28 protein-coding genes and 1 pseudogene are annotated in these 26993 nt (G+C 60.3%); 15 read left to right on the top strand and 14 right to left on the bottom strand.

Annotation, left to right across the window (positions count from 1 at the left end):
• The first annotated feature begins 134 nt into the window (after nt 1-134).
• Nucleotides 135-332 (top strand): hypothetical protein, encoded by a 198-nt coding sequence (locus LPU83_RS72605; RefSeq protein WP_024315207.1) that lies wholly within the window; start codon nt 135-137, stop codon nt 330-332.
• Nucleotides 333-369: 37 nt separating this feature from the next.
• Here LPU83_RS72605 and LPU83_RS72600 read toward each other — a convergent pair whose 3' ends face one another.
• The 4 genes from LPU83_RS72600 to LPU83_RS72585 form a co-directional block, all read right to left on the bottom strand.
• Nucleotides 370-693, bottom strand: coding sequence for a bestrophin-like domain (locus tag LPU83_RS72600; RefSeq protein ID WP_225040043.1), 324 nt, complete (start codon nt 691-693; stop codon nt 370-372).
• A 266-nt stretch (nt 694-959) separates the two neighbouring features.
• Nucleotides 960-1259 (bottom strand): hypothetical protein, encoded by a 300-nt coding sequence (locus LPU83_RS72595; RefSeq protein WP_024315206.1) that lies wholly within the window; start codon nt 1257-1259, stop codon nt 960-962.
• A 145-nt stretch (nt 1260-1404) separates the two neighbouring features.
• A complete protein-coding gene (uxuA, locus tag LPU83_RS72590; protein ID WP_024315205.1) occupies nt 1405-2592 on the bottom strand; it encodes a mannonate dehydratase in 1188 nt (395 codons plus the stop codon).
• Nucleotides 2593-2633: 41 nt separating this feature from the next.
• A complete protein-coding gene (locus LPU83_RS72585; RefSeq protein ID WP_024315204.1) occupies nt 2634-3356 on the bottom strand; it encodes a GntR family transcriptional regulator in 723 nt (240 codons plus the stop codon).
• A gap of 204 nt (nt 3357-3560) precedes the next feature.
• Here LPU83_RS72585 and LPU83_RS72580 point away from each other — a divergent pair, with 204 nt between their 5' ends.
• Genes LPU83_RS72580 through LPU83_RS72565 form a run of 4 tightly spaced genes read left to right on the top strand, consistent with a single transcriptional unit; the run spans nt 3561 to nt 7613 of the window.
• Entirely contained in the window at nt 3561-4736 is a 1176-nt protein-coding gene (locus tag LPU83_RS72580; RefSeq protein ID WP_024315203.1) for an extracellular solute-binding protein, read from the top strand.
• Between the two features lie 56 nt (nt 4737-4792).
• Nucleotides 4793-5893, top strand: a complete 1101-nt coding sequence (locus LPU83_RS72575; RefSeq protein WP_037070718.1) for an ABC transporter ATP-binding protein — start codon at nt 4793-4795, stop codon at nt 5891-5893.
• Nucleotides 5890-6768 carry an ABC transporter permease gene (locus LPU83_RS72570; protein ID WP_024315201.1) on the top strand — a complete coding sequence of 293 codons (879 nt, stop codon included), beginning with the start codon at nt 5890-5892 and terminating at the stop codon, nt 6766-6768. The genes LPU83_RS72575 and LPU83_RS72570 overlap by 4 nt, the downstream gene beginning before the upstream one ends.
• Nucleotides 6769-6770: 2 nt before the next feature.
• Nucleotides 6771-7613: an ABC transporter permease gene (locus tag LPU83_RS72565; protein ID WP_024315200.1), complete on the top strand. Its 843-nt coding sequence runs from the start codon at nt 6771-6773 to the stop codon at nt 7611-7613.
• Nucleotides 7614-7675: 62 nt separating this feature from the next.
• On the opposite strand, the gene LPU83_RS72560 is transcribed toward LPU83_RS72565, so the two are convergent.
• A complete protein-coding gene (locus tag LPU83_RS72560; protein ID WP_024315199.1) occupies nt 7676-7927 on the bottom strand; it encodes a YMGG-like glycine zipper-containing protein in 252 nt (83 codons plus the stop codon).
• A 259-nt stretch (nt 7928-8186) separates the two neighbouring features.
• On the opposite strand from LPU83_RS72560, the gene pepT reads away from it, so the two are divergent.
• Nucleotides 8187-9419: a peptidase T gene (gene pepT / locus LPU83_RS72555; RefSeq protein ID WP_024315198.1), complete on the top strand. Its 1233-nt coding sequence runs from the start codon at nt 8187-8189 to the stop codon at nt 9417-9419.
• Here pepT and LPU83_RS72550 read toward each other — a convergent pair.
• The 5 genes from LPU83_RS72550 to LPU83_RS72530 form a co-directional block, all read right to left on the bottom strand.
• Nucleotides 9416-9604, bottom strand: coding sequence for a hypothetical protein (locus LPU83_RS72550; protein WP_024315197.1), 189 nt, complete (start codon nt 9602-9604; stop codon nt 9416-9418). The two genes, pepT and LPU83_RS72550, sit on opposite strands and share 4 nt — an antisense overlap.
• Nucleotides 9605-9621: 17 nt before the next feature.
• Complete coding sequence (locus LPU83_RS72545) at nt 9622-10074, bottom strand: helix-turn-helix domain-containing protein (protein ID WP_024315196.1); 453 nt, start codon at nt 10072-10074, stop codon at nt 9622-9624.
• A 241-nt stretch (nt 10075-10315) separates the two neighbouring features.
• Nucleotides 10316-10588, bottom strand: coding sequence for a hypothetical protein (locus tag LPU83_RS72540; protein ID WP_024315195.1), 273 nt, complete (start codon nt 10586-10588; stop codon nt 10316-10318).
• Between the two features lie 116 nt (nt 10589-10704).
• A complete protein-coding gene (locus tag LPU83_RS72535; protein WP_040681026.1) occupies nt 10705-11865 on the bottom strand; it encodes a fumarylacetoacetate hydrolase family protein in 1161 nt (386 codons plus the stop codon).
• A gap of 238 nt (nt 11866-12103) precedes the next feature.
• Entirely contained in the window at nt 12104-13939 is a 1836-nt protein-coding gene (locus LPU83_RS72530) for an IlvD/Edd family dehydratase (RefSeq protein ID WP_029710063.1), read from the bottom strand.
• A gap of 117 nt (nt 13940-14056) precedes the next feature.
• Between LPU83_RS72530 and LPU83_RS72525 the strand changes: the two genes are divergently transcribed.
• Nucleotides 14057-14965: a LysR family transcriptional regulator gene (locus LPU83_RS72525; protein ID WP_024315193.1), complete on the top strand. Its 909-nt coding sequence runs from the start codon at nt 14057-14059 to the stop codon at nt 14963-14965.
• A gap of 21 nt (nt 14966-14986) precedes the next feature.
• Here LPU83_RS72525 and LPU83_RS72520 read toward each other — a convergent pair whose 3' ends face one another.
• On the bottom strand, nt 14987-15895 hold the full coding sequence (locus tag LPU83_RS72520; RefSeq protein ID WP_024315192.1) for a helix-turn-helix domain-containing protein: 909 nt from the start codon (nt 15893-15895) through the stop codon (nt 14987-14989).
• A gap of 86 nt (nt 15896-15981) precedes the next feature.
• On the opposite strand from LPU83_RS72520, the gene LPU83_RS72515 reads away from it, so the two are divergent.
• The 6 genes from LPU83_RS72515 (at nt 15982) to LPU83_RS72490 (ending at nt 22689) form a co-directional block, all read left to right on the top strand.
• Nucleotides 15982-17259: an ABC transporter substrate-binding protein gene (locus tag LPU83_RS72515; protein WP_024315191.1), complete on the top strand. Its 1278-nt coding sequence runs from the start codon at nt 15982-15984 to the stop codon at nt 17257-17259.
• A gap of 76 nt (nt 17260-17335) precedes the next feature.
• On the top strand, nt 17336-18196 hold the full coding sequence (locus LPU83_RS72510; RefSeq protein ID WP_024315190.1) for a carbohydrate ABC transporter permease: 861 nt from the start codon (nt 17336-17338) through the stop codon (nt 18194-18196).
• Entirely contained in the window at nt 18193-19029 is an 837-nt protein-coding gene (locus tag LPU83_RS72505) for a carbohydrate ABC transporter permease (RefSeq protein WP_024315189.1), read from the top strand. The genes LPU83_RS72510 and LPU83_RS72505 overlap by 4 nt, the downstream gene beginning before the upstream one ends.
• A gap of 14 nt (nt 19030-19043) precedes the next feature.
• A complete protein-coding gene (locus LPU83_RS72500; protein ID WP_024315188.1) occupies nt 19044-20129 on the top strand; it encodes an ABC transporter ATP-binding protein in 1086 nt (361 codons plus the stop codon).
• Between the two features lie 45 nt (nt 20130-20174).
• Nucleotides 20175-22178, top strand: coding sequence for an aldo/keto reductase (locus LPU83_RS72495; RefSeq protein WP_024315187.1), 2004 nt, complete (start codon nt 20175-20177; stop codon nt 22176-22178).
• Between the two features lie 172 nt (nt 22179-22350).
• Complete coding sequence (locus LPU83_RS72490) at nt 22351-22689, top strand: DUF2147 domain-containing protein (protein ID WP_024315186.1); 339 nt, start codon at nt 22351-22353, stop codon at nt 22687-22689.
• Between the two features lie 37 nt (nt 22690-22726).
• Here LPU83_RS72490 and LPU83_RS72485 read toward each other — a convergent pair whose 3' ends face one another.
• The gene (locus tag LPU83_RS72485; protein WP_024315185.1) at nt 22727-23038 is read right to left on the bottom strand and encodes a hypothetical protein; all 312 of its coding nucleotides are present in this window, start codon (nt 23036-23038) and stop codon (nt 22727-22729) included.
• A gap of 554 nt (nt 23039-23592) precedes the next feature.
• Between LPU83_RS72485 and LPU83_RS72480 the strand changes: the two genes are divergently transcribed.
• Together LPU83_RS72480 and LPU83_RS72475 are read left to right on the top strand one after the other, a co-directional pair.
• The gene (locus LPU83_RS72480) at nt 23593-24336 is read left to right on the top strand and encodes an SDR family NAD(P)-dependent oxidoreductase (protein WP_024315184.1); all 744 of its coding nucleotides are present in this window, start codon (nt 23593-23595) and stop codon (nt 24334-24336) included.
• Nucleotides 24333-25241, top strand: a complete 909-nt coding sequence (locus tag LPU83_RS72475) for an RNA polymerase sigma factor (protein ID WP_024315183.1) — start codon at nt 24333-24335, stop codon at nt 25239-25241. The genes LPU83_RS72480 and LPU83_RS72475 overlap by 4 nt, the downstream gene beginning before the upstream one ends.
• 295 nt (nt 25242-25536) lie before the next feature.
• On the opposite strand, the pseudogene LPU83_RS72470 reads toward LPU83_RS72475, so the two are convergent.
• Nucleotides 25537-25707, bottom strand: a pseudogene (locus LPU83_RS72470) (VOC family protein); the annotation flags it as partial.
• Nucleotides 25708-25966: 259 nt separating this feature from the next.
• The gene (locus tag LPU83_RS72465) at nt 25967-26941 is read right to left on the bottom strand and encodes a DUF2332 domain-containing protein (RefSeq protein WP_331000932.1); all 975 of its coding nucleotides are present in this window, start codon (nt 26939-26941) and stop codon (nt 25967-25969) included.
• Nucleotides 26942-26993 lie beyond the last annotated feature (52 nt).

The following is a 26993-nucleotide window of genomic DNA, read 5'->3' as shown; positions in this document are numbered from 1 at the left end:
GCTTTTTAGCTGGAATCGCGATAGTGGGGCATCGTTCAATAACATCACGAATGTCGCGACCTTCACTTGCTTAACCAATATCAACATTCAACGCACATCAAGAACGTGTGCCGCATCGACCGGGGGTAAGGGCCATGGAATTACGTCCTATAGTCATCAACCACGCCGACAGGCTTTCTGCCTGCCGTGAGAAGATAGAGGAAGCCGTATACCAGATCATTCAAGGCGAAAAACTGGTCGGCTTCTCGTCGACCGAAATCGCAATTGCGATCGCGGATATCGCCGACGACTACATTCTCGCGGCCTCCAAGAAGCGCGCGGCGACGCACTAATCCACGCTGTGTGTGCGGCCGACTGCCCAAGAGGCGATCAACTGCGCCCCACCCGCGACAGGGCGAGACGCAGAGGCTCATCCGAAACATAGATCAGGCCTCCGTAAGGGTGGGCCATATCGTTGATGATGAAGACCGCACCTCCGACGGACAGAGCGCAGACGACAATGACCGATATCACCGTGCCGTTATAGGGCGACAAAAGGCCGAACGTGCGAAAGATCACGATCAGCCAGAATGTCAGCACCACCAGGAAGGCGGTTGGTCGTCCTTCGCTTCCCGTATCGAGAACCAGCCAATGTGCCTCGGCGATGGGCGCTGCTGACCTCCAGCGCGCGCGTCTTGAGCAGGCGTTGTCCATCATCCTTTTCGGGCGCCAGCACCCTCAAGAGCTTCTGGACGGCTTCGACGCTGAGATCGTCCGGCGTTCCCATCCCGAGAGCCTCGCCGGCTGCGCCTCCTCCAAGCCTGGGCGACATGAGCCTCAACATGTTCGCCACGCGGTTTGAGCCGCGACCTTCCGTTAGCGATGCATCTGTCCGTGGAGACAAGAAGGGGTCCGAGGTGGCTTCGAAAAAGATACCGGAGCCTCTCCTCCACGAGGTGAGGCTCCGCTTCGCAGTATGCTTACTGCTGTGTCGTGCCGCCGGTCGAAGGGTTGGCCGGGGCAGGTGTTGCCGGCTCACTGGACGGCGCCACAGGGGCTACCGGCGGCTTCATCGGCTGAGATTCAGTCGTTGAAGCGGTCGGGTTGGGATCGGTGCCCGGCCGGTCAAACCATTCTGTGATAGCAAACGCTGCGACAAGGATCACGGCGATCGCGGCAATCCATCCGATCCAACTGCTTGAGCTGCGGCGCAGCGGTGGCGTGCGCAGGTCGTGATCGGTCGTGGGATTGCGGTTCGGATCATTCGGGTCGTAGGTCATGTCGTTTCTCCTCTCTGCAGGAAGAGAAATGAATTGTGCCCAAGTTTGTTCCAAATGCGTGGGCAATTGCCCTTCCAGAGGTCAACCGCGCCACCTGTAGCCCGCGATATTGAGACGACTTACGGGCTGCGGCCGCGATCCACTGTTACGTCGGCTTCGCACCCAGGGCAACGAGAATGCCGCGAAGCTCGGCCAGACCGCGCAGTCGACCGATTGCCGGATAGCCCGGCGTCACGGTCTTGTCGAGGTCATCGAGCATGCGATGGCCGTGGTCAGAGCGGAACACGATTGTTTCGTTTGCCCGACGCCCGCGGTCTTCTGCGACGAGCTCCTTCAGGACTGCAACCATGTCGACGTCGCCCTCCAGGTGGGCACTCTCGTGGAAGCTGCGTCCGTCGGCCTCGCGTTTTGTTGCGCGCAGATGGGCGAAATGGATTCTCGATGCGAAGCGGCGGGCCATCGCCGGCAGGTCGTTGTCGGCACGCACTCCGAGGCTGCCGGTGCAGTAGCACATGCCATTCGCCTTTGAGGGAACGGCATTGAACAGCGCGGCATAGTCTTCGGCGGTCGAAGCGATCCGCGGCAGACCAAAGAGCGAGCGCGGCGGATCATCCGGGTGCAGCGTCAGCTTGACGCCGCGCGCTTCGGCTACAGGCGTCACTGCTTGAAGAAATTCGATAAGATGCTGGCGCAGCTTGGCGGCATCGATACCGGTATAGGCTGCGAGCTTTTCACGGAACTGCGGGATCGTCAGCGGTTCGGTCGTGGAGCCGGGCAGGGCGGATGTGATGATCCGAGTGATCTCTGCAATCTCGGCTTCGCTCATCGCCTCGAACATGTCGCGCGCACGCGCCTTGTCCTCAGGGGAGTATTGCTGCTCGGCACCGGCGCGTTGGAGCACGAAGAGATCGAAGACGGCGAATTTCTCATGATCGAAACGCATGGCCGTCGCGCCGGTATCGATGACATAATCGAGTTCGGTGCGCGTCCAGTCGACGACGGGCATGAAGTTGTAACAGACAATTGGAATCCCGCAGGCTGCAACAGCTTCAAGGCTGGCGATCCAGGCCTCGATATCTGCCTTGGCTCGTCCACCGTTGCGCTTGACGGCATCTGGAATCGGGATGCTCTCGACAACCGACCATGTCAGGCGCGAGCGTCCGGGCGGCGTCGTTTCGATCATCGCCTGGCGCTCGCGCACTTCCCCTTCAGTCCAGGCACGGCCGATTGGTACCTGGTGCAGGGACGAGACGACATTGGTCGCACCGGTCTGGCGTACTTCATCGAGCGTTACCGGTGCCTCCGGCCCAAACCATCTCCAACCCTGGCGCATGTATTTCCTCCTTGGGATCTTGTCGTTGCCTGCTGACAGTCTCAGCAGAAATAATCGGGATACCGGACGCGAAGCTCGTCGACGTCGGGAATGACGGCGCTCAAGTGGTGCATCATGGCCGCACGCGCCGCTTCCACGTCGTGGGCAGCGACTGCGTCACGAATGAGCCCGTGTTCGTGCACGACATTGTCCATGCGGCCAAGAACCGGCAGCGTCAGTCGTCGGGCGCGGTCGATTTGCACCTTGACCGTCTTGAGGATCGTCCAGATGCCGGGATAGCCGGCAATCTCGGCGACAGCCTCGTGGAAGGCCTCGTCCTCGTCGTGAAAAGCGGACGTATCGCCGAGCGCGGCAAGCGATCTCTGTCGTGAAATGATGGAATTCAGGCGATCGATATCGCCTGCCGTGGCAACTTCGGCGGCGCGTTCGACGGTCGTGCCTTCAAGCGACTTGCGCACGACCACCGCCTCCGGGATCGCAGAGACCGGCACCCGCGACACGACCGTGCCGGACTGCGGGTAGATATCGACAAGCCCGCCCTCTGACAATCGAAGCAGCGCCTCACGCACTGGAGTGCGCGAGACATTGAACTCTTCGGCAATCCGCTTTTCCTGCAACAGCATGCCGGGTGGCATTCGCAGAGCAAGTATATCCGCGTAGAGCCGATCGAAGATGGCGCCGGCATTCGTCACACGGCGAAGCTTCGTCGGCCTCTCGGCCCCGAAAGGCAAGGCCGTTTGAACGGAAACAACTGCTGCCTGCATAAGGAGCCCTGACATTGACTTGATCGTGCATACTAGTATATCAATTTATTGCGACTGCCAAGGCGCACCGAGGAGGACGGTGTTTTTGGCAACTCTTTCAATAGGTTTCACACATTTGACGACAAGGTTCCGGTCCCTGCAACGACCGGCACGAGGACGCATTGGAGCGCATTTGCGGCGTCAGACAACAGGAGGAGAAACAGGATGAAAGTCACCCGCAGAACATTCGTCGGCACCGCAGCGGGCGCTGCTGTTGCAACCATGCTGCCGCTGAGGGCGTTTGCGCAGGCCAAGAAACCGGCAAGCCCCGTCACCATCACGATTGCAGATGTCGCCGGCAACCTGGCGCTGACGCAGGGCATGTTCGAGGCCTACGCCTCGGAAAAGGCGGACTGGGTTTCCAGCTTCGCCTTCACAAAGGCACCGGCACCAGAACTGCCTGGCAAGATCAAGGCGCAGCAGGCGGCCGGCAAAGTCGATATCGATCTCGTCCTGACGGGAACGGACGCGCTTTCGGCGGGCCTTGATCAGGGACTTTGGATCGATCTGAAGGCACACAAGTCGGAGCTGCCCAACCTCGAGCAGATCCTGCAGCCGCAGGCCTTCAAGATGCAGTCCCTTGCCAAGGATCAGGGCGTCGTCATCACCTATTATCCCTCAGGCCCACTCATCGAATATATGCCTGACAAGGTACCCACGCCGCCGAAATCGGCGCAAGAACTGCTTGAATGGGCGAAGGCAAACAAGAACCGCTTCATCTATGCTCGGCCGGCCAATTCGGGCCCTGGCCGCACCTTCCTCATGGGCTTGCCATACCTGCTTGGCGACAGTGATCCTCGCGATCCCGCCAAGGGCTGGGCAAAAACGTGGGACTATCTCGCCGCACTTGGCGAGCACATTGAGTATTATCCGACGGGCACTGGCCAGGTGATGAAGGAGCTTGGCGAGGGGACGCGCGACATCGTCGTATCGACGACCGGCTGGGACATCAATCCGCGGGCACTCGGCATTGTTCCAGCCGAGGCGAAGGTGCAAAAGCTCGACGGCTTCCATTGGGTCACGGACGCCCACTACGCGGTCGTCCCGAAAGGCGTCTCGGACGAGAAGATCGGCGTGCTGATCGACGTGCTTAACTACATCCTGCAGCCCAAACAGCAGGCGATCGCCTACGATGCCGGCTATTTCTATCCGGGTCCGGCCGTGAAGGACGTCACCCTCGAGATGGCGCCGCAGGAAAGCCAGGACACGATCAAGGAGTTCGGCCGTCCCGAATATGCCGACTGGATTGCCAACAATCCGCTGGAGGTTCCGCTGGAGCCGAAACAACTGGTCGAAGCCTTCCGCATCTGGGACGAGAAGATCGGCGCCAAGAAGGGCTGATCAAAAGAAGCAGCCGGCCCGGAGCCGCGTCTCGGGTCGGCCACCTCATTTTGCAGATGGAGATTGATTTGACTTCGGTTTCGAATGCCGCCGCATCGACGCGTAAGAACGCGCGCCTGGAACTCGATGGGATTCGTCGCGTCTTCGGAGCGTTCAACGCTTTGACCGGCATTGATCTTGCGATCGAACCCGGAGAGTTCGTGGCGTTGCTTGGTCCGTCCGGCTGCGGAAAGTCGACTGCATTGAACTGCATCGCCGGTTTGCTCGCACTGACCAGTGGCGAAATCCGGCTTGGCGGCACGCGTATCGACCAGCTCGAACCCGAGCGCCGCGGCTTTGGCATGGTCTTCCAAAGCTACGCCCTGTTTCCACATATGAGCGTGCGCAAGAACGTCGGATTCGGCCTTGCCATGCAGGGCATAAAGGGACCAGAGGCCGATAAGCGCATCCGTGATGCCCTGGCGCTCGTGCGCCTCGACAGCCAGGCCGACAAGTTGCCTGGTCAGCTGTCCGGTGGCCAGCAGCAGCGCGTGGCGATCGCTCGTGCCATCGTCATTCGTCCGCCAATCGTGCTGATGGACGAGCCGCTCTCAAATCTCGATGCGAAACTGCGGCTCGAGATGCGCGCCGAAATTCGCGGCATCCACGATCAGATCGGTTCCACCACCATCTATGTGACGCATGATCAGGACGAGGCGCTGTCGCTTGCAGACCGCATCGTCGTCATGAGCCAGGGCCATATAGAACAGATCGGATCGCCTCAGGATCTCTACCAGCGCCCTGTGAACGTCGAAGTTGCCGACTTCATGGGCTTCAGGACGCGTGTTGAAGGCCGCATTACGCGTGTGACGAGCGCAGAGGCCGAAATCGAGGTCGCCGGCGCCCGCCTCGTTGGCACGATGCGTTCGCCGCTCAGCGTCGGCGATGCAGCCATCCTGTCGGTCCGCCCGGAAGATCTGGTCGCGTCGAACGGCGAGGGGATCGCTGCCACCGTCAGCAGCATGGAATATCGCGGGCGAGCATTTTTTGGCATGGCGCGGGCAGGGAACGGCTCTGAACTCTATTTCCGCGCAGATGAGCCGTTGGCGCGGGGAGCATCGACCAGGCTGCACCCGATTGCCGGACGGGCACTGGTCTTCAAAGGAACCGGCCGATGAGCGGCCCTTCGCTGCGAACCCGGCTCGCTGGGCGCGGTCTCGATGGCAAGACGCTTTTGTTGCTGCCGGGGCTGATCTTCATGATCGCGATGTTCGTCTACCCATTCCTTTACGGTGTGGCCGATTCACTCACGCCGAAAGAGGGCACATGGTATGCCAATTACGCGAAGTTCTTCAGCGATCCCTTCCAATATCAGACGATCGCCGCAACGATGTGGCTGGCACTGCCTGTAACGGTGATCAACCTCGCCTTTGCCGTACCCGTTGCCTTGCGCGTGCGCCTGATGCGCAGGCAGCGGCTGCTAACCACCATTCTCGTGCTACCCATTACCCTCGGCACGGTCTTCGTGGCAGACGGCCTTTTGACCTTTCTCGGGCCGCGCGGCTGGTTCAATCATGCCCTCTTGATGCTCGGCGTCCTCGACGCACCGGTGAAGCTGACGAATAACTACTGGGGTGTCTTCGCCTCGTTGCTGATCACCGGTTTTCCCTTCGCCTTCCTGTTGACGCTGTCTTACGTTACCGGCATCGATCCCGCGATCGAGCAGGCGGCGGCGACACTGGGTGCGGGACCACGACAGCGCTTCTTCAGGGTCTTCCTGCCGCTGTTGGTTCCGGGGCTCGCTGTCACCTTCTGCCTGGCATTCGTGCAGGCCTTTGCGGTGTTTCCCTCCGCCGTTCTTCTAGGGGCGCCGGCCGGCCCGACGCGCGTCATCTCGATTGCAGCCTATCAGGCAGCCTTCGAGCAATATGATCATTCGCTCGGTTCGACCATCGCGCTCATCATGGGCGGCGTGGAACTGGTTGTCGTACTTGCCGTTCTGGCCACCCGCTCACTCTTCTACCGCGGCCCCGCCGGCGGCACGAAAGGCTAGTCATGATCCGAGATCAGGGCCTCGCTTCAAAGATCTGGCGCTTCGCCATTTGGGGGCTGGCCATCCTCTTTGTCCTCAATCTGCTCGCCGTTATCGCCGCTGTCATGGTCAACTCCTTTGCGACGCGCTGGCTTGGGACATGGCTGCCGGCAGGTTGGACGACACGCTGGTATTTCAGCGCCTGGAAGGAATTCCAGCTCTCCAGCGTTGTCCTTGTCACCTTCGAGATCGTCTTTACTGTCGTCATCATCTCTGGGATCTTGGGCATCACGACCGCATATGCGCTGGCGCGGCGCGACTTTCCCGGCAAGCGTCTGGTCATCTTGCTGTTCTTGCTGCCGCTGTTGATCCCTCCCTTGACCTACGGCATTCCGCTGGCAACCGTCCTCTATCAGCTTGGACTCGGCGGCACGTTTTGGGGCGTCGTGCTGATCAACGTCGTCCCGTCGCTGCCCTTCGTTGTTTTGGTGATGATCCCGTTCATCGAGCAGATCGACCCTCGCATCGAAGCGGCCGCACGCGTATTCGGCGCGGGAACAACGAGCCTGTTCCTGCGAATTCTGCTGCCCCTGCTTTTGCCGGGAATGCTGGCTGCGTTGCTGCTGGTGCTGGTGCGAACCATCGCGATGTTCGAGCTGACCTTCCTGATTGCCGGGCCGACGACGCAAACACTGGTGGTGTCGCTCTATTACGCCGTCTTTGCATCAGGAGTGCGTGCAGGCCAGTCGATCGATGCCATGGCGGTGGTCTACATGGTCACGACATTGTTCTGGCTGGTTCTCGCCTTGCAGTTCGTCAACCCGACGCAGATCGTCGCAAGGGCAAAACAGCAAAGCACCCACTAGTGTAAGTCTCGAGGGAATAGACCGCCTCTCATAACGAGGCGGTCAGTTAGCGGCTGCCCCTATCAGCAGCGCGCCTCATAGGTGCGTCCATATCGATCACGATAGACACAGTAGCCGCGCCGTTCGGTCGAGCGTCCAATCAGCGCCCCGGCGACACCACCTGCCACGGCACCGACCGCTGCGCCTCCCCAGCTATTGCTGACGGCACCGCCAATGATAGCGCCCGTGCCCGCACCGATTGCGGTTCCTTTCTCGGTGGCTGTGCACGATGCCAATGCCCCCATAAATGCAGCCACAAGGACAATTTTTCTCATCCGCCACTCCTATGATTATATTTTTACATTGCGGTCTAGGAACTAAATTCAATGCCATAAGGTTCCAACGGCGGACTTAAGTCTGACGTTGCCATTCTCCCACCACAGCACAACCGCAGTCGTCACGGGTACGGGTGCGGCGGCGAGTTCACCATCTCTCGGCAGCGGTCGGGTCGGCCATAGGGGATCGAGTACCCCTATTCACGCCCCATCTTCGAAGGCTATATCGGTGGGACGCAAAACACAGATTGGACCCGCCATGACCGATACCGTCCTCGATCGCTTTCTTCGCTATGTCGTCATTGACACCCAATCGGATGCGGCATCGTCGACGCAGCCGTCGACCGTGAAACAGAAGGACTTGGGCCGCTTGCTGGTCGACGAGTTGTTGACGATCGGCCTGTCCGACGCTCACTTGGACGAGCATGGCTATGTCTCCGCGACCATTCCCTCGAATTCAGACAAGACCGTTCCGGTCATTTGCTTCTGCTCGCATATGGATACGGCACCCGATTTCACGGGGACGAACGTCAAACCACGAATCGTGCGCGACTACCGCGGCGGCGACATTCAGCTTGCCGGTGACAAGAAGCAGGTCATTCGCGTCAGCGAGAATCCGGCGCTCAACGACCAGATCGGCCACGACATCGTCACGACCGACGGGACGACACTGCTCGGCGCCGACGACAAGGCGGGCATCGCCGAGATCATGACGGCGGCTGAGATCCTCATGGACAACCCCGACATCAAGCATGGAACGATTAAGCTGCTCTTCACGCCCGACGAGGAGATCGGTCGCGGCGTCGACAAGGTCGATCTGACAAAGCTCGGCGCGCAGTTTGCCTACACGATGGACGGTGAAAGCGCCGGACACATCGAAGACGAGACGTTCTCGGCAGACGGCGTCGAGATTGCCATCGAAGGCGTTGCGATCCATCCGGGCTTTGCCAAGGGAAAGATGGAGAATGCCATCAAGATCGCCGGCGCAATTATTGATCGGTTACCCAAGAATGTCGCACCGGAAACGACCGAAGGTCGAGAAGGTTTCATCCATCCGACCGGTTTGGCCGGCTCCATGGAAAAGGCCGCTATCAGCCTCATTGTCCGAGACTTCGAGGACGCTGGGCTGACTGACAAGGAAAGTAGGCTCGAAGCGCTGGTGCAGGAGGTGATGGCCGACTATCCCGGATCTTCCTACACCTTCACCGTCAAGCCGCAGTATCGCAACATGAAGATTGTCCTTGATCGGCATCCGCAGGTCGCGGAAAACGCCATTGAAGCCATTCGCCGCGCCGGCATGTCGCCTGTGCGCGGCAGTATCCGAGGCGGAACGGACGGCTCGCGCCTTTCCTTCATGGGCCTGCCATGCCCGAACATCTTCGCCGGCGGCCACGCCTTCCACTCGCCGCGTGAATGGATCAGCAGGCAGGACATGGACAAGGCCGTCGCCACGCTCGTCAAACTCGCAAAGGTGTGGGAAGAGCGTGCTTAGCGCAGCGGACCGCTAGTGCCGCACCCAATGCTCTTCGCCAATGGCACGCGCTCTTTCGGTGCGTGCTCATTGAGCTCCTGCAACAGAGCGTCGACAATACGCAGAGTTCCCCCACCCGGCGAAATGAGGCGCATCGCTCCGAAGGTTTCCAGGCTGAATTTCATCTGATCGGCGAAGCCCAGCATGTCATAAGGCTGAACGTTTAGGCGAAGGTTTCGCCAGGTTTCGTTTGCTCGCCGGCAACGTCACGCCCTTCCTGCGCATGCGCCATGGCTTTGACCAAAGCGACAATCTTTTCACGAAGCTGCGTGTCGGTGATTTTCAGGAAGGCGCGATTGAGCGCGAGACCTTCCTTCGAATGCAGGAATTCGGCAACCGGGTCGGCCGCGACCGAAGTCTCAAGCCCGGCCAAGCTCAAGGGCTCGGACGCATCCTGCTGAAAGAAGAAACTCGGAGACGTGCTCAGCACATCGGCGATCCGTTGCAGTCGGCTGGCACCGATCCGGTTAAGACCTTTCTCGTATTTCTGCACCTGCTGGAATGTCACGCCTATCTGATCGGCCAGTTTTTCCTGACTAAGTCCTAGGAGTTGCCTTCGCATCCTCACACGAGAACCGACAAACGTATCGATGGCATTTGGCGTCTTTGCATTCATCATAAATGTTCCATGTACCGGACTAGCGTCATGTTCATCCGCTCGACCACATACCCGGTATCGCACCCCTTTGGCGAGTGTGTATTAGCCGCGGGCCAAATTCAATCGGCTAATTGCATAACATTGTATGATAAACGAATGTGACTAGCCATCTGAGAGCTTGGCGATCGCAACAAGTCGATGTTGCAGGGTGAATCGTCGATCGGCAGGCGAGCTTCGTCCGTTTCACCGGCCGCGCTGTTCAGCGGTTGAAGCGAATCGGCCGGATTTCCCTGTGAACGATCTTCAGCGACTTGTCCGGTTGTATCATGTAGGTCTCATCGACCTGTCGGCCCCACTCGTCGATGAAATTGTGCGGGAAGGTCGATCCCGGCGGCGACTTCGTCAGTCTTGTACGCGGCTGGCCGCTATAGGTGATGCTGCCGGCGATCGGATCGAGACCCGGCGAGGAAAAGTCCTTCGTGGTGCACCCGACAAGAGCGAGCACGCAAATCAAGGCAAGGGCTTTGTTCATGGCACCCTCAACGATTCCGCTTCATTCCTGAAGCATATATCCGATCGATTGCGCCGGAACAGGCAGACAACCCGCCCGGCGCAAGATTTCAGCAGCCGCGCCGGTCGCCCGAAAGCCTAAAGGAGATCCCGCTTTGCAAGGTTTGCCATCAGGGCGGTGATACCAAATGTCCAGGAAGAGCACTCGGTTGAAAGCCGCACGGTATTGACGAGCGAGCCGAGGCCCATCGACGAAATTTCGACGACGTCACCGATTTTGTGGGTGAAGCCCTGGTTCGGCGCATCACGATCCTGCGTCGGCGCAAACAGCGTTCCCAAGAACAGCATGAAGCCATCCGGGTACTGATGGTGGGCGCCGCAGGTCTGCTTGACGAGGTCGGAAGGATCGCGGCTGATCTTCGACATCGAACTCTTTCCGTGAAGGACAAATCCGTCGGCTCCGGTGACCTTGAGGTCGAGCTCTGCTCTGCGCACCTCATCGAGGCCGTAGCTCTCGTCGAATAGCCGAATGAACGGGCCGATTGAGCAGGAGGCGTTGTTATCCTTGGCCTTGCCTAGCAGGAGCGCCGAGCGGCCCTCCACGTCGCGCAGATTGACGTCGTTGCCAAGTGTTGCCCCCTTGATCTCCCCGCCGCTGTTGACGGCAAGTACGATCTCGGGTTCCGGATTGTTCCAGGTCGAGATTGGATGCAGCCCGACATCGGCGCCCCAGCCGACAGAGGCAAGGACCGGTGACTTCGTGAAAACCTCGGCGTCAGGTCCGATGCCGACCTCGAGATATTGAGACCACATGCCTTCGTCGATCAGCGCCTGCTTGACCTTGGCGGCTTCAGCCGAACCTGCCTTCAGATTGTTGAGGCTACCACCGATCAGCGTACTGACGCGCTCGCGGATCGCGGCGGCGCGATCGGGATTTCCAGCCGCCTTCTCCTCGATGACGCGCTCGATCATCGACTGCGCGAACGTTACGCCGCAAGCCTTGATGGCCTGAAGGTCGGCAGGAGCAAGCAGATGAACCAGCGACGGGTCAGGTGTTCCGATGCCAACGGCAGCGATCTCGTCCAATGTGGTGAGCACAGGACCACCCGCGGCGCGGACGAAGGCGGCGGGATCGGCCTGTTCCAGGAGCGCACTCAGCGTCGGCGCAGCTTTGGAGGTGATGTCGACCAACTGGCCATCCCGAACGACCACGATGCTCGGGCCTTGAACACCGGGGTTCCAGGCACGACCGACTAACAAGCCGCCGGCGGCGGCAGAATCCAGAAGAGCATAAGACATCGACATGTTCCGTCACACGAGCGATGGACGCGCTCAAGATCAAAACGAACCGGCCGCCCTCCAACCCAGCGGCGCGCCGAAATCGACCACAATTGATGCCGGTGGGCAAGGTCAAAACCAACGAATCTCGACCTCGTCTCCAAATTGAGAATGGGCGCGATGCCGAGATGGTATCGCGCCCATTGTACTCAATCGGACTGTGTTCGGCGACGCGATCTGCTGGCCGCGCCCGGAGGATTTAGTGGTTGTCGCGCGGAATGCCCTTGGTCTGGGCGATTCGCTGGTACTTGACGGCAGGCTCAAGCACGGCGCCGGTTTCCATCTGGCCGACATAGGTACGCTGGATTTCCTGCCAGGGTGTCTGGCTCTCCGGATAGACATAACCGCCGGCTGCCTCGAGCGCCTTGCGCCGTTCGGCAAGCTCCTCGTCGCTGATGAGGATATCGGCGGACCCCTTCTTGAGGTCGATGCGTACCTGGTCGCCGGTCTTCAGCAGAGCAAGCCCACCGCCAGCGGCCGCTTCGGGCGACGCGTTGAGGATGGAGGGCGAGCCAGACGTGCCGGACTGACGCCCGTCACCGATGCAGGGCAGCGAGCTGATGCCCTGCTTCAAGAGATAATCCGGCGCACGCATGTTGACCACCTCGGCGGCACCCGGATAGCCGATCGGCCCGGCACCGCGCATGAAAAGGACCGTCGACGCATCGATCGCCAGCGACGGATCGTCGATGCGGTGATGGTAATCTTCCGGTCCGTCGAAGACGACCGCGCGGCCAACGAAGGCTTCCGGATCGTTCGGATTGGACAGGTAACGTTGCCGGAACTCAGGCGAGATCACGCTCGTCTTCATGATCGCCGACGAGAAGAGATTGCCGCGCAGGACCAGGAAGCCGGCGCGCTCCTTCAGCGGGCGCTCGAACGGACGAATGACCTTGTCGTCCTCGATCGTCGCCGTGGTGTAGTTCTCGCCGACCGTCTTGCCGTTCACGGTCATCGCGCTCGTGTTGATCAGATTGTGCTTGATCAACTCGCCCATGACGGCCGGAACGCCGCCGGCGTGGTAGTAGTCCTCGCCGAGATACTCACCGGCCGGCTGCAGGTTGACGAGAAGCGGGATTTCCTCGCCGTAGGTCTGCCAGTCATCGACCGTCAGTTCGACGCCGACATGGCGGGCAAGTGCGTTGAGATGGATCGGGGCATTGGTTGAGCCACCGATCGCGGAGTTGAGCCTGATGGCGTTGATGAAGGCGTCCCTGGTCAGAATGTCGGAAGGCTTGAGGTCCTCGCGAACCATTTCGACGATCCGCAAGCCGGTCTCATAGGAGATTTCCTGACGGTCACGGTAGGGAGCCGGAATTGCCGCGCCGCCCGGCAGCTGCATCCCGAGCCCTTCGGCAAGTGAATTCATCGTGGTCGCCGTGCCCATGGTGTTGCAGTAGCCGGTCGAGGGCGCGGAGGAGGCAACGAGCTTGACGAAGCCCTGATAGTCGATTTCGCCACGCGCCATCATTTCGCGAGCTTTCCAGACGATCGTACCGGAGCCTGTGCGCTCGCCGCGGAACCAGCCGTTCAGCATCGGGCCAACCGACAGTGCGATCGCTGGAATGTTCACGGTCGCGGCGGCCATGAGACAGGCCGGCGTCGTCTTGTCGCAACCAATCGTCAGGACCACGCCATCCAGCGGATAGCCGTAGAGGATCTCGACGAGGCCGAGATAAGAGAGGTTGCGGTCGAGACCTGCGGTCGGACGCTTTCCAGTTTCCTGGATCGGATGCACCGGGAATTCGATGGCGATACCGCCTGCATCACGAATACCTTCGCGAACGCGCTTTGCGAGCTCGATGTGGTGACGATTGCACGGCGACAGGTCGGAGCCAGTCTGAGCGATGCCGATGATCGGCCTTCCCGACTGCAGCTCTTCCTGGCTCAGACCGAAGTTCATGTAACGCTCCAGGTAGAGCGCGGTCATGTCAGGGTTTGCGAGATTGTCGAACCAGGCCTTGGAGCGAAGCTGGCGCGATCCGTCCTGCTCTTGAACTGCGTTCTGATGCGGGGAGGGAGTTTTCTCAACCACGATGAATTTCCTTGCTTTGACGCCGCTGTTGTCATGCACTTAGCTGATCGATACAGGAATGTATAATCAGTCTTTCGCATTTTGATATGCAAATATCTTATATCGAGTGAGGCAATCGTGGGATTGGACGGTTTCAGACTGCGGCACTTGAAGATGCTCGTGGCGCTCAGCGAGCACGGAAAACTCGGCGTGGTTGCCGAAATGTTTGGAATCTCGCAACCGGCCCTGTCGAGAACCCTCAATGAGCTGGAGCAAATGTCTGGGCACCAGCTTTTCGACCGTCACAACCGTGGCCTTGTCCCGACACCTCAGGGCGAAGTGATCGTTCGCCACGCCAAGATGCTGATCTCCGAAGCACAACGCGCCGAATACGAAATGGTGGTCGCCGCTGCCGGGCAGGGCGGCAGCGTGGCATTCGGCACGATCATGACGCCCGCGGCCGATTATGTCGCCCCCGCCCTGAAGCGCATCTTCGAGACCCACCCGACGATCGACATCAGCATCGCCGTTGGCAGCAGCGATGTGCTGCTCGAGGATGTGCTGAACAGAAGGCTCGACTTTGCTGTCTGCCGCATTCCAAGTGGCATGAACCCACTCTGGTTCGACTATCTACCGGTCGGTCAGGAGACGCTGCGTGTCATCGTAGCAGTCGATCACCCGCTCTCGGGCAAGCCTGTCGTCACCGAGGATGACCTCAGGCACCAGAGCTGGGTGCTCCAGCCGCATGGCTCGTTCCTTCGCCAGGTCATCGATGACTTCATCCGCCGCCATGGCATCGTGCCGGCAAGCGTCGTTTCGACTTCCGATGCGCTTTTGACCATGTTGCTGATGATGCAGAGCCAGCGGCTCGGCATCTTTGCCGAGCCCGTGGCAGCCCTTCTCGAGCGGCATGGTCTCGTCAAGGCGCTGCAGATAGAGGGAGACATCTCCGTCCCAGGTTTCGGCCTCATCAAACTCAAGGAACGCGAACTATCTGCCTCCGCCGAGCTTGTCTATACTGTGTTTGCCACGACGCGAAACCCTTGAGGCAGCGCGGCTGCCAATAGCCTAAGGCGCATATTGCGTGACCATGCGGGCATCGCGGCGGAAATCGGAAGGCGACATGCCCGCGATATGGCGGAACGACTTGTTGAAGGCGCTGATCGAGCCGAAGCCGCTATCCATCGCGACCTGCAAAACGTTCGCCTCGTCGTTCATCAACATCGCTTGCGCGCGCGACAGGCGCAGGAGATTGACATATTTGCTGAGCGTCATGCCGGTCGTCTTCTTGAACAGGTTCATCGCATATTTCGGATGAAGGTCGGCGGCGCGAGCGATATCGACCGAATCGATTTCCTGCAGGAAGTTGACGGCGATGAAGTCACACATGCGGGCGACGCTGCGCGATGACTGCGGATAGAATTGCTCTATGTCATCGGCATCCGTCGGCCCGAGCGTCGGCAGCAGCGAATAGGGTTCAAGTGCGATTCGCTCCACGCGCAAAAGCATCTCGTCGAGAGCGTGTTGAGCCTTGGCCGGATCACCGGATTTGGCGTAGCGCACCCAGCGCGGAAAATTCTCCTTGTCGGCCGCATCGGTTGCCGAGGTGAACAGGATCTCGCCCTTCATCAGCCGGCTGGAAATGTTGATCGGCAGGCGCATACGGAAGAAGTAGACCAGTGGAAGGTGCCCGCCGGCATAGATCGCATCCTCGGAGCAATCATCCATCTGGTGCGGCTGGCCGCCCCAGAACAGGCACATGTCGCCCGCCTTCATCGAGATCTGATGGCCGTTCATGCGGTAGTGCACGCTGCCCTGCATGATATAGTTGACCTCGACCTGCACGTGCCAGTGCGGCATCAGCATCACCGGTGGATGGTTGTGAAACATCTGCAGGGCAGTCGGCAACCCTTCGATACTGCTCGCTCCCGGCTGGTAGACAGCCCGCCTTCCGATCTTACTTTCCGCCAAGTCCATGTTCCCTTTTTAGGAGACAGCGGCTCCCTTCCAGATAGTCTAGCCGCGTTCGCTAAGGGACGGCAATTGAAAAGGGAGGATTTTCAATGCGCTTCAAACTTATCGGTGCGACCGCAATGGTTGCGCTGCTTGCTTCGGGTTCTGCATTCGCGCAGCAGTCGGGCAATCTCACCATCTGGAGCTGGAACATCGCCGCATCGGCGCTGAAGTCCACACTCGAAGGGTTCAACAAGCAGTACCCGGATATCAAGGTCACAGTCGAAGACCTCGGCAACCAGCAGGTCTTCGACAAGATGCTGGCGGCCTGCGCTGCCGGCGGCGAAGGACTGCCTGACATCGTCAGCGTCGAGAACTTCGAGGCGGAAATCTTCTGGAGCCGCTTCCCCGACTGCTTCGCCAACCTGAAGGATCTGGGCTATACGGCAGAAATCCAGGCAAAATTCCCGGACTTCAAGCGCACCGAGCTTGAGGTGGGCGATGTCGCTTACGCCATGCCTTGGGATTCCGGCCCGGTCGCCGTTTTCTACCGCCGCGACTTCTATGAAAAGGCAGGCGTCGATCCGTCGAGCATCAAGACCTGGGACGACTTCATTGCGGCCGGCAAGAAGATCTCCGCGGCCAATCCCGGTGTCGTCATGGCGCAAGCCGACTTTAACGGCGACAGCGAATGGTTCCGCATGATTTCCAACGAGCAGGGCTGCGGCTACTTCTCGACGGACGGCCAGACGATCACCATCAATCAGCCGGCCTGCGTTGCGACGCTCGAAAAGGTCAAGCAGATGAAGGACGCCGGCACGCTGACGGCAGCCATCTGGGACGAGAAGATCCAGGCCAATACGGCAGGCAAGGCGGCAAGCCAGATGTATGGCGGCTGGTATGAAGGCACGATTCGGTCCGGCTCGCCCGATCTTGCCGGCAAGTGGGGCGTCTACATGATGCCAAGCCTGACTGCAGATGGGCCGCATGCGGCAAACCTCGGCGGTTCGTCGCTTGCAATCGCCGCCAATTCCGAGAACAAGGAAGCAGCCTGGACCTACATCAACTATGCACTCGGCACCAACGAGGGCCAGGTGACGATGCTGAAGTCCTTCGGCCTCGTTCCGTCGCTGCTGACGGCAGTCCAGGACCCGTTTGTCAACGAGCCACTGCCCTATTGGCACGACCAGAAGGTCTGGGCCGACATCCTTTCGACCCTGCCGAAGATTGTTCCAAGCCGCGGCACGGCGTTCCAGACGGACGCTGATTCGATCTACAGGGCGGCGCAGACGAAGTACTTTGCCGGCGGCTACCCCGACGCCAAGGCCGCGCTCGACGATGCCGCAAACCAGATCGCCACGGCGACAGGCCTTCCCATTGCGAAATGAGTAACGATGCCGGGCGCCGCTTGGCGCCCGGCCTCCATCCAAAGGGATGGCTCGTCTCGTCTGTGAGGAGAATAGAATGCCGATCCGGAACCGGAACGCCTACGCTTTTCTTGCGCCCTATCTCTTGGTCTTTGCCACGTTTTGGATATGGCCGATCATCAGTTCGTTTCTGATCTCGTTTCAGAACACACGTGTTAATCCATGGAAATTCAGCTTCTCAGTAAACTGGGGCCGCCTGGTTGGCGATCCAGCCTTCTACAACGCGCTCTACAACACGCTGATCATCCTGGTCATTCAGGTTCCGGTCATGATCACGATCGCCACCGTGATGGCTGTACTTCTGAATTCGCCGCTTCTCAAAGCGCGGCCTCTCTTTCGCTTTGCTTTTTTCGCGCCCGTCGTCGTCGGCGAAGTCGCCTATGCGGCCGTCTTCCGCCTGATGTTCAGCTTCGACTTCGGGATCGTCAACAAGCTGGTCAGCCTCGTTGGTCTTCCAGCCGTCTCGTGGTTCGACAATGCCAATGCTGCTATGGCCCTTGTGATCATAGCGGTGACCTGGCGCTGGGCGGGATATAACGCGATCATCATTCTCGCCGGCCTGCAATCGATTCCTGACGACGTCTACGAGGCGGCAACGCTCGATCGCGTCAGCAAGTCACAGCAGTTCTTCCACATCACCCTGCCACTTCTAAAACCGATCATCCTGTTTTGCGTCATCCTGTCGGTCATTGGCACGATGCAGCTCTTCACCGAACCATTCCTCATCACCAATCGCGGCGGGCCGGGAGGTGGAACGGAAACGCTTGGCCTTCTGCTTTATCGCGAGGGCTTCCGCTCGCTCAATTTCGGCTATGCCTCGGCAGTCGCCTACACGATGGCGGCGCTGGCGGTGGCAATCTCGCTGTTCAACCTCTGGATCGGAAGGGAGCCCAAATGAGATCGAAATCTCAATCGCTACTGCTGCGGCAGATTGCTCTTCACGCCGTCCTGACGCCGCTGGCCATCATCTGGCTGTTTCCGCTGTGGATGATGCTCGTCTTCTCGACAATGTCGGATTTCGGCATATTCAGCCCCGAAATCGTCCTCTGGCCGTCTACGAATTTCATCGAGAACTTCAAGAACCTGCAGGCCGACACAAATTTCATACGTGCGATGTCGATCTCGATCGGCGTTGCCGTGATCTACACGATCCTGTCGGTGCTTCTAACCTCGATGGCCGGCTGGGCACTTGCGCGCTACCGCTTCGTCGGGCGGTCGGTCGTGATCGGCATCATTCTTGGTACGATTACACTGCCCTTTGCCGTCGTCGTCATCCCGCAGTTCATCATGGTGGCGCGCGAATTCAAGCTGGCCAACACCTGGATCGCGTTGATCGTGCCTCCGCTTTTCAATTCGCTTGGCGTGCTCTTCATGCGTCAGGCCTTCTCGATGATGCCTGGGGAACTCTTCGATGCCGCGCGCGTCGAGGGCGTCAAGGAATGGCAGATTTTCCTTCGTATCGCCCTGCCACTCGCAAGGCCAACAATGGCGGCACTTGCGATCATCCTCTTCCTGCACTCCTGGAACAACTACCTCTGGCCGCTGCTCATCAACTCCAAGCCGGGGATGATGACGGCACCGGTGGCGCTTGGCACGCTGATCGGGCTCACCAAGGTATCGTGGGGCGGCATCATGGCCGGTGCCATGATGCTGACGGCGCCGATCCTGGTCGTCTTCGTGTTCCTGCAGCGCCACTTCATCGCCGGCATCGCGGCCGGCGCAGTCAAATAATCGGGGAATGCCTGATGTCCGAACTTTCGTTGAAAAATGTCGTCAAGCGCTTTGGCGCGCTGGAAATCGTCCATGGCGCAAATCTTGAGGTAGAGGACGGCGAGTTTGTCGTCTTCGTCGGCCCGTCCGGCTGTGGCAAATCGACATTGCTGCGCATGATCGCTGGCCTTGAGGATATCTCGGGCGGCGAGATCAACATCGGCGGCAAGGTCGTCAACGACGTGGAACCGGCCGACCGCGGCATTGCCATGGTCTTCCAATCCTACGCACTCTACCCGCACATGACGGTCGAGGAAAACCTGAGCTTCGGGCTGCGCATGAACGGCAACCCGAAGCAGGACACCGAAAAGCGCGTCAAGCACGCGGCCAACATCCTGCAGATCAATGAGCTGATGCAGCGGCGGCCGAAACAACTTTCGGGCGGCCAGCGTCAGCGCGTCGCCATCGGCCGCGCCATCGTGCGCGAACCACAGGTCTTCCTGTTCGACGAGCCGTTGTCGAACCTGGATGCGGAATTGCGCGTTCAGATGCGCGTCGAGATCTCGCGGCTCCACAAGCAACTCGGCACGACGATGATCTATGTCACCCACGATCAGACGGAAGCGATGACGCTGGCCGACAAGATCGTCGTCCTGCGTGCCGGCAACATTGAGCAGGTCGGCGCGCCGCTCGACCTCTACGACGATCCCGCCAACCAGTTCGTCGCCGGCTTCGTCGGCTCGCCAAAGATGAATTTCCTGAAGGCCGAGGTTCTTGAAGAGGACGGTGCACGCACAACGGTTGCGCTTGCAGGCGACAAGAATATCCGCCTCACCATGCCGGTGAGGGGGCCGATCGTGCCTGGCGCGCAGGTGACGCTCGGCATCCGGCCGGAGCATTTCGTCGACGCCGGGCAGGGTGAGACTGACCTCACGGTCACGATCGACGTCGCGGAGCATCTTGGCAACACAAGCTACATCTACGCGACAACGGCAGCGGGCGAACAACTCATCATCGAGCGCCCGGAATCGCGCGCCGCCGGCAACCGAGACACGCTGACCGTCGGCCTGAGCGCCAACCGCACCTTTCTGTTCGACAGCGACGGCAATCGGCTGCGCTGACGGCAAACTTCATCCCAAGACGTATGCAATGAAGAGGAACTCCTTATGAGCACAGACCAACCGATCCGTTGGGGCGTTATCGGCCCGGGCACGATTGCCCGCACCTTTGCGGACGGCATCGCGCATTCGCGCACCGGAAAACTCGTTGCCATTGCCACCCGCAACCCGGAAAAGCCGGGGCTTGGCGAGAACTTCCCCGGCGCCCGCATCGTCAAAGGGTATGATGCACTGCTGGCGGATGCAGAGATCGACGCAATCTATATCGCAACGCCTCATACCGGCCACGCCGAATGGGCGATCAAGGCCATCCGCGCCGGCAAGCACGTTCTTGTTGAAAAGCCGATTGCGCTTTCCGCGTTTGACGCTGACGCCATCTATCATGAAGCCAGGAAGGCCGGCGTCTTTGCCGGCGAGGCCTTCATGTATCGCGTTCACCCGCAGACGGCCAAGATCGTCGAACTGGTCAAAAGCGGTGTCATCGGGACGGTGCGCATCATCCGTTCGAGCTTCGGCTTCAACATGGGCACGTTCCGGCCCGACCATCGCCTCTTCGCCACCGAGACGGCGGGCGGCGGTATCCTCGATGTTGGCGGCTATCCGGTCTCCATGGCGCGGTTGATCGCGGGTGCTGCCGAGGGCAAGCCGTTTCTTGATCCGGAAAAGGTCGCCGGCGTCGGTCACCTCGGTCAATCAGGGGTCGATGAATGGGCCTCTGCCGTGCTGAAGTTTTCGAACAGCATCATTGCCGAGGTGTCCTGCTCGATCATGGCGCAGCAGGACAATACACTGCGCATCATCGGTTCGGAGGGACGCATCGAGGTCAAGGACTTCTGGTTTGCCTCTGGCCACCAGGGTGGCGTCGGCAGGATCGAGATCATCAAGGGCAACGAGCAACAGACGGTCGAGGTCAAGGAAGATCGCTGGCTCTATTCCTTCGAGGTGGATGCGGCCGGCGATGCGATCCGCGCGGGCGAAAAGGAATTCCGCCACCCCGGCATGGGATGGGCCGATTCCGTCGGAAACCTGCGCGTTCTCGATCAGTGGCGCGCGTCGATCGGACTGGAATATGGGGTCGAGAAGGCCGACAAGCGAACCGCAAACGTCGCAGCCGGCCTCGTGCGACGCGGCAATAGCATTCCGCAGCGGCAGATCCCCGGCATTTCCAAGCCTGCCTCGGTCGTCACCCTCGGCTTCGAATTCTTCCCGAACTTCGCGGCGGCATCGCTGACCCTCGACGCGTTCTACGAGGCCGGCGGCAATGTCTTCGACACCGCCTTCGTCTATGGTGGCGGCAAGACCGAGAGCATCTTCGGCGACTGGCACACCAGCCGAAAGGTGCCGCGCGAGGAGATCGTGCTGATCGGCAAGGGCGCGCATTCGCCGCTTTGCTATCCGGATGTGATCGCCAAGCAGCTCGACCAGTCGCTGAACCGGCTGAAGACCGACTATGTCGACATCTACTTCATGCACCGCGACAACACCGACGTTCCCGTCGGCGAGTTCGTCGATGCCATGGACGCAGAGGTCAGACGCGGTCGAATCCGCGGCATCTTCGGCGGGTCGAACTGGACGCGCGAGCGCATGGAGCAAGCCGCGGCCTACGCCGCCAAGAACGGCAAGACGGCGCCGGCTGCCCTTTCCAACAACTTCTCGCTTGCCGAAATGCTCGACCCGATCTGGGCCGGATGCGTAGCAGCCTCCGACGATGAGTGGAAGACGTGGTTGAATGCCAAGCAGATCCCGAACTTCGCCTGGTCGAGCCAGGGCCGCGGCTTCTTTACCGACCGTGCCGGACGCGACAAGCAGGACGACGAGGAGATTGTGCGCTGCTGGTATTCCGACCGTAACTTCCAACGCCGCGACCGCGCAATCGAGCTCGCCAGCAAGCTCGCTCGCAGCCCGATCCACGTCGCGCTCGCCTACGTGATCGCCCAGCCATTCCCGGTCATTCCGCTGATCGGGCCACGCACGATTGCCGAGCTCGAAGACAGCCTCTCGGCGCTCGACATCACGCTGACCCCCGAACAGGTGGAGTGGCTGGAAGCCTGAGGCGATAGCAACCTGGGCCCGGGGCTTGCGACGAGCCAGTCCCGGGCGGGCGCCTTCACCGGCGCGGCAGAAAAGAGCAAGGAAAGCTGGAGCGTGGCGCTTTCGAGGCGTATAGTGAAACGCTTTAGGTCGGACCAGCGGCCTTACCCTTATCGCCAAGAGGGAGCAAACCATGCAACGGTTGGCATTGATCACGGCGTCGATGACGCTCGTGGCCTTCAGCGTTTGGGCTCAAGAGCCTGTCGTCGGCACCTGGAAGACACAAGTCGGCACTACCGCGGCAATCGACGAATGCGCACAAGGTTACTGCATTACCATGAAAACGGGCAATAATGCGGGCAAGCGCATCGGCTCTTTTCAGGGAAGCAACGGCAACTTCACGGGAACCATCATCGAGCCGGAGAGCAGGAAGACCTTTAGGGGTGTGCTGACACTCACGGGTGACACGGTGCACATGCGCGGCTGCACGATGAAGGTGATCTGTGTCTCGCTGATCTGGACGCGCTTGTGACAGCCGAACGGAAATGGGCCGGCTGTTGTTCGCGCGGCTAATTGCGGCGCTTCAGGCCTTCGATAACCTGTCGATATTCCTCCGCGATGGAGATTGCCGCTTTTACGACCACCGGATTGACCGATTTGCGATCAACGGCGTCCGAGCAGGCTTCGAACACGCCGCGCAGCTCGCGTTCGATCAAGGAAAGCTCCGGATAGTGCTTTACCAGAACCTGCGGAAGCAATTTTGCCTTTGCTTTCATCGACTTGGAGTGGACGAGGATGTCCGAATCTGTCGTGGTAACATCGAGAATGGCTGCTTCGAGCTGTCCGGTGGCGCTGACGATATCGATATCCAAGGCCATCATTTTCCCTCCAAACAAAGGAACCTGTGAAGAATACCATGCATTCCTCGTGCCAAACTGTTGAACGCCGGTTCGCGCTCGCCTGTGAAGGCCGTCGTCGATCGCGTTGATGGTGTCGATGTGGGATCCAGCAGGTGATTCCGGCGTGGTCGAAGATTCCGCCAACCGTGGTTCGGGCATGATTTCTAGTTGAGACTTGTTGCGAACACATTTCCGCTATCCGGTAGCAATTGCCACCAGCGTAGGGGAGAGCGACGGCGGCTTCGCGGCGCGAAGTTGCCGTTTGCTGCCGTCCTGGGAACATCACCAAAGCCACCAAGATAAGACCTCCGTTGTGTCTGTCCACGAAGTGGGCATCGCAGGATCAAGCCGTACTCGCTGGTCTGTGTTGATCCGTTCTAGTCCGAAATCGATCACCGTCGAATTTCGGCCGAGTCAGACTTTTAGACGCTGGCCTCCGCAAATCGCTGTTGGCGATGACTCTTTTCACCTCGTTGGAACGTCGTTGTTGCGACCGTCGTCGAGCGGTCGAATCCGACCAAAATGAGGACTGAGAGATGGATCTGGAAGGAAAGCGAATCGTGGTTGTCGGCGGGAGCCGCGGCTTGGGGAGGGGGCTCGCCGAAGCATTTGTGGTTCGCGCGGCCGAAGTCACCGTGGTAGCCCGAAACGCGGCTGCCGTGCAGGGGCCAGGCGAGCAATCGACCGTCACCGCCATATCGGCTGATGCAACCGATGTCGACGCGGCATGGCGGATCATGGAGCAGACGCGACCAGATCTCGTCATCATGAATGCTGGTGTGGAACCGCCCATGGAACGGATCGACCGGATTGGCTGGGAGGCATTCACGACCAACTGGAATGTGGACGTCAAGGCCGCGCTGCACTGGATACAGGCTGCTCTGACGTTGCCGATGACGCCGGGCGGGCTTGTCGTCCTGGTCTCCAGCGGAGCCGCCGTGCAAGGGTCGCCGCTATCGGGCGGTTATGCGGGAGCCAAGCGCGCGCAGTGGTTCATTGCAAAATATGCCGAGGGCCTGTCGGCGGAACTCGGCCTGGGTCTGCGCTTCCGGGTCATCGTTCCACGGCAGATGTTCGCCGGTACCGGTGTGGGCGATACCGGCATCGCGGCCTATGCCGCGGCGGCGGGTCGGACATTCGCCGAACAGGCCGCCACCTGGCCAGACATGACGCCGCGGGCTTTTGGCGATATGGTCGCCGACCTGATCGGCAGGACGGGCCTCGCCGAGGCCGTGGTCTACGCGGTGCGTGGGGATACGGGTGTGACGGTCATCGAATGACACAAGACGCTGCTCTCGAAGACGAAGAGAGGAAAACTCTGCTCGTAGCCCTGGCCAGGGAAGCGGACGCGCTTCGCCCCGAACTGCACCGCTATGCTGCCCGTCTGGTGGGTTCGGTGATCGACGGCGAGGATGTGATTCAGGACGCGTTTGCCAGGGTATTTGCGACGGCTGGCTCGATCCCTCCGGGCACGCCGCTGCGACCCTGGCTATTTCGCATTGTCCACAATCGAGCCATAGATGCCTTGCGCCAGCGCAGTACGCTCCGATCGGAGCCCCTTGAGATGGCTTTCGATCTGGCCGATATCAGCGTCGTCGGTCCGGAGGACGCGCTGATCCAGCAGGACGCGGTGCGGGTCGCCCTGAGCCACTTTGCAGAATTGCCGGTGCCGCAACGCAGCGCGGTGATCCTCAAGGATGTGTTGGGAGAGTCACTTGCGGACATCGCAGCGCTGCTGGAACTGAGTGTCGATGCCGTCAAGGCCCATCTGTCGCGCGGTCGGGCGAGATTGCGCGCCATCTCCAACGTACGGTCCGAGATTCCGCCACCGCCGAGTCCCGAGGTCCTGAACTTTGCAGCGCTCTTCAACGCCCGAGACTGGGACGCTTTGCGTCGCATGCTGGCGCAGGATGTTCGGCTTCGTCAGGCGCGACGGCCGGAAATCTCTGGTGCCGCCGACGTCGGTCGATTTTTCACCTATTATGCCGAATATCCGCGGGTCAGGATCGAACCGGCTTGGCTGGAAGGCCGGGAGATATTGCTGGTATCAGCCGAACCGTCGGGCGGTCCTTCATATTTCATGCTGCTCGAATGGCTGGGGCAAAAGATAAGCCTGATCCGCGACCATCGCTATGCGACCTATGTCATGGACGGTGCGGACGTCATGCTGGCCGCATCGCGGTGACCGACATTGATTAAGACGCGCTTTCTCGAGGTCCAATTGCGGTCATTGGCTGTCTGCGCTTTCTAGGGGTCCGGCCCCACCCTTCGATAGGATTGCCTCGGTCGACGCTAACAGCCTGTTGGCATGTCATGCACCTAGACCCAAAGGGTCCGCTTCCCGCCAAGGGGTGGTCGGTCGGCTCAGACCGATCACTCGTATCTGATTGGCGAGAACGCGGAACAGTGGCGGGTCCATCTGGACCGCCTTCTTGCCGTGACCGAAATTGAAATATCGCGCAATACGGACGCCGTTTCAGTTACTTTGTTGAGAGGGTATGCGCAGTTATCGTATAGCCAAATGGATCGACGAAGGCGAAATAGCGTCCGAACGGATTGTCCCTCGGTGGGAAAGCTATCCGCACGTCGCGCTCGCACAGATGAGCGTGCAATTCGTCAGCGTCGTCGCAGCCAAACCAGATCGCGATGCCAACTGAGGCATGAGCGCTGAGACCGTCGCCAGATCGCCAGCAGCCACGCGTCCCAGCTCGACCGCTACCTCGTGGCTGCGGCGGTGTCGGGCGACGCTCATTTCGGCCGTTCTGCGGCTCAGGTGCCTGAACCAGCGGGACGCGCCATAAGGCGACCTTCATGGCGCTCCCTCAAAGCTGCCCTTCGCGCAACGGCTCGAGTCGGAACGTATAGCTGACCTCTGGCGAGCGGTTTGGAGACGTTGTCATTGCCAGCCGCCTACGCCTCGTCCGCGATCCATTCGAGCGAGGCGCCATGCGGGTCGGTCCAAGCGACAGGGGAGCCGTTCACAGATAGGAGAAAGCGGCCTGGCGGCCGGCTTTTTCCGGCGCACGTGGCGATGCACGGGAATACGCGAGGGAACTCGTTCGATACCCAATAGGGAGAGAGACGCATCACCTGCTCAGCGAAAGCCTCTCTGTCTGCGGGGTCGGAAACATAGTCGAGGACGGCTGTGTGAAAGACGACGAGGGTAGCATCCTTTGGAGCTTCGCTGCAGAGCCGCACTAGGTCGCTGCCGCGCAGGTCGCCCTTCAGCACTCGGGGCTTGACCGTGGCAGCGATTTTTACGGCCGCCCGCAGATTGGCGAGCCGCGCCGTCTGCTCTGGCCAGACCAGCGTCTCAAGCCATGCGACTTGCGAGGGGTCCGAAGCATCGATCGGGCTCAGGTCCAGTCCTGCCCGCCAGACGACCTGCGGTGCGGCCGCAGGCATCGGCGTTGTCTCACTGGCGGAACATCGGAAGACAGGCGGCTCCGCGGCCATCGCGGGTGCGCGGATCGCCTTGCGCCCGTAATCGTAGCTGTAGAGGTCGGGCATGAGGCACAGGCCTGCGGAAGTCCCGACCTCCAGGAGGGCCAGCGGCTGCGGCAAGCGCGCCAGTACGGGGAGTAATGTGGCGCACCTTCCCGGCTCGTTGGTTTGCGTCGAGCGCTCGAGCATTAGTGAGCGGATAGCGTCGGCATTAGCCTGAAGCACCTGGCGAAACTCGTTCCATCCTGTCGGCGTGCCGAACAGGTGACGCACCGCGGCGAGCAGAAGGTTCGGTTGCCGCTTCACGTCCGGGAGGGTCGACAGGAAGCCGAGTGTTTCCCGGTCCCCAGCGACCGCACGAGCCAACTCCTCGTATAGCGGCGACCGACCGTGAGCCTCCGTATCGGCGAAGCGAATATATCGGGCTGAGATTTCAGCCAAGCCCTCCTCGCCCATATCCGCTGATCTCCGATCCCGACGTCTCGTCACAGTA

Origin of the sequence: Rhizobium favelukesii, assembly GCF_000577275.2 — a bacterium.
GTDB lineage: Bacteria > Pseudomonadota > Alphaproteobacteria > Rhizobiales > Rhizobiaceae > Rhizobium > Rhizobium favelukesii.
The sequence above is the reverse complement of the archived record's forward strand: the minus strand, read 5'-3'. Positions and strand labels throughout refer to the sequence as shown.